General features: G+C 39.1%; 2 protein-coding genes. One reads left to right on the plus strand and one right to left on the minus strand.

Annotation, left to right across the window (positions count from 1 at the left end):
• The first annotated feature begins 841 nt into the window (after positions 1–841).
• Positions 842–1,756 (plus strand): lipid A hydroxylase LpxO, encoded by a 915-nt coding sequence (lpxO, locus tag FTV43_RS14890; RefSeq protein ID WP_125273387.1) that lies wholly within the window; start codon positions 842–844, stop codon positions 1,754–1,756.
• Positions 1,757–1,993: 237 nt separating this feature from the next.
• On the opposite strand, the gene FTV43_RS14895 is transcribed toward lpxO, so the two are convergent.
• Entirely contained in the window at positions 1,994–2,404 is a 411-nt protein-coding gene (locus FTV43_RS14895) for a conjugal transfer protein TraD (RefSeq protein ID WP_179995789.1), read from the minus strand.
• Positions 2,405–2,658: the final 254 nt, after the last annotated feature.

Here is a 2,658-nt window from a genome sequence, read left to right on the forward strand (position 1 = left end):
ACTCTATTTTCACAATAAACAGTGTTTAGATCAAGACTCAAAATGATAAGTCTTCGTTAATCCGTGTTTTTAATCATCAAATAAGCATCATAGATCGAGCTTTGCCTGCTTCTGCGTGTCCGTTTTACGGATTGGCATGCGTTGCATGTGGAGGGAATAAGTGTCACTGGTGCAACGTAGCGATAGTCGAAAGGCTAAACCGCTACAGGGGAATCTCACAAAAGCGGAGCGTTAAGAGTAGTTGTATAGGTTGGTTAAGTTGTATGTTGGGGAAACCCTCGCAGAGATACCGCCATACTTCGACAGGGAGCGTGTGGGGAGAGGTGCAAGACCTTTAGTCCTTGTCTGCATAGTTTGCAAAGCTATGTGCGGATACGACCGATATACGTGGCTCCGAAGCCAAAAGAATATACGGTAAATCGGCAATACTTAAAGGATGCGTCATTTTTTTAAATGACCGCCTTTAGGGAGAGTATTGCCGAAACTCTCTCAACCGTTTCCAAAGCCAAAGCACGAAGTGCGACGCTTTGGGGGCGAGTTGAGAAGTTGAGAGCTTATTAAGCGTTTAAGAATAATAAGCGGATGTTTGATCTATTCTAATTTTATTGCTTAGGCTATTTGACTAATTAATTATGTTTTCAATAGCTTGTTTAAGTTCTTTAAATACTTCTTTGCTTTTCTTATTCCAATAAAACCATGTGCCAATTGCAATAATTAATGAAAACTTGTGATGAAAAGCTGGAAATAGGACGTACTTTGCAGCCTATGCTACAATTCGCAGTCTAGACCGAATACTGGTCTTTTTCTTTTATTTCGTTTTCTTTGGTTTCCAGGTTTTCATATGATTAAGTGGATCATTCTGGCGATTTTTATTCTTTCTGCACTTTATATTCAGCAACGTGGGAAGGTTCGTCACTCGTTTTATCGTCAATTTTTCGATCACTCAACGATTCTTGCGCCAATTAACTACCTCATGTACATGTTTTCAAAGGTACCGAATCAGCCATATATCGATACACAGCATTTTCAAGACTTAAAAGTGTTGGATGAAAACTGGGAAATGATTCGTGATGAAGCAAAAGCTTTATATGAAAAAGGCGGAATTAAAGCATCGAGCAGTTATGATGACTTGGGGTTTAACTCCTTTTTCAAAACAGGCTGGAAGCGTTTTTATCTGAAATGGTATGACTCTGCACATCCATCAGCCGCTGAACTTTGTCCAAAAACGACGGCGTTGCTGAAAACCTTGCCGACCATTAAAGCCGCGATGTTTACCGAGCTGGCACCTGACAGCCGTTTGGTTCGTCACCGTGACCCTTATGCGGGTTCATTGCGTTATCACTTGGGGTTGATCACACCGAATGATGATCGCTGCTTTATTGATGTGGATGGTGAGCGCTATTCATGGCGCGATGGTGAAAGCGTGGTCTTTGATGAAACTTATATTCACTATGCCGAAAACACCACTGATCAAAACCGCATTATTTTCTTTGCCGATGTCGAGCGTCCATTAAAGACACGCTTTATGGAACGTTTCAATCACTGGTTTGGTAAAAAAGTTATGACCGCTGCCAGCTCTCCAAATGAAGCAGGGGATCAAACGGGTGGACTGAATAAAGTCTTTGGTTATGTCTATCAAGTGCGGATCAAAGCTAAAGCCTTGAAGAAAACCAACCGTCAACTGTACTACTTCTTAAAGTGGTTCTTAATGCTCGGAATTTTCTTCCTGATCTTTGTTCGACCTTATGTGTTTTAAAGTACATTAAACGCCCTGAGGGGCGTTTTTTTATTTGGGCAGAAAAGGGGAAGCCTATCTGCCCTTTTGATTTTTCTATTTATTTCAAGGCTTACAGTGGATTTGAACCACGCATGGCTTTATGCTTTATCCAGTTAAAACTAAAAACAACATGAGCGCGTATCTCTTTCATTTTTAAGATCGCAACTTATAAGTTAGATAAAGCATGAGGTTTCAAGGTGCAAAAGTTTCTTGTAGTTAATTAATTTTACGTTGATTTAATATCTCTTGTCCTAATTCTTTCCAAATTTGCCATTTCATATCATTTGGATCAATTTCAGCAGTTTTAAGCAGAACTCCAAGTAATTCGGCGGGGTCACGCTGATCTAGGTTAGCAATTTCAAAAAGTGCGCCTAATTGGATGAGGTGACGTGTACGAGCTTTACGTTCAGCTTCCTTTTCCGCATTGAGTAATTTTCTAACAACGACTTTCTGTTTATTTGCTCGATCTATAGCTTTTTCAGCTTTGATAAGGGCATTTAATTTCTTTTCTTGTTCAGGTGTTCGGTACTGAATTTGAGCCAATTCCAATAGAAGTTTTTGAGCATCACTTGGATTCTTTAATGCAGAAATGTAGGTAATTTTTTCAGACAGCCATTCATTATTCATATTCAATTCCTTAATTCAGATACCGCAAAAGTACATGCTCAATTCTCAAAGAACGATAACAAAATAATTACGTCCAAGGTACGCAATTTTGTTAAAGTTCGTTCTAGATATTGTCGCCTGCACTTCCATCAAAATTTTGATGGCGCGCTTAGACGTTTCTCAATTTCATTGAGAAACCTAAGCACGTTAGGGATTTCATCCCTAAAACCCTGAAACTTCTTTTTTTAATTCAATTTTCAATTGAATTAAAAAAA

Origin of the sequence: Acinetobacter sp. YH16053, from assembly GCF_013417035.1 — a bacterium.
Classification (GTDB): Bacteria; Pseudomonadota; Gammaproteobacteria; order Pseudomonadales; family Moraxellaceae; genus Acinetobacter; species Acinetobacter towneri.

Coding starts and splice junctions, on each gene's coding strand:
- lpxO (WP_125273387.1), top strand. CDS start 842: ATGATTAAGTGGATCATTCTGGCGATTTTTATTCTTTCTGCACTTTAT.
- FTV43_RS14895 (WP_179995789.1), bottom strand. CDS start 2,404: ATGAATAATGAATGGCTGTCTGAAAAAATTACCTACATTTCTGCATTA.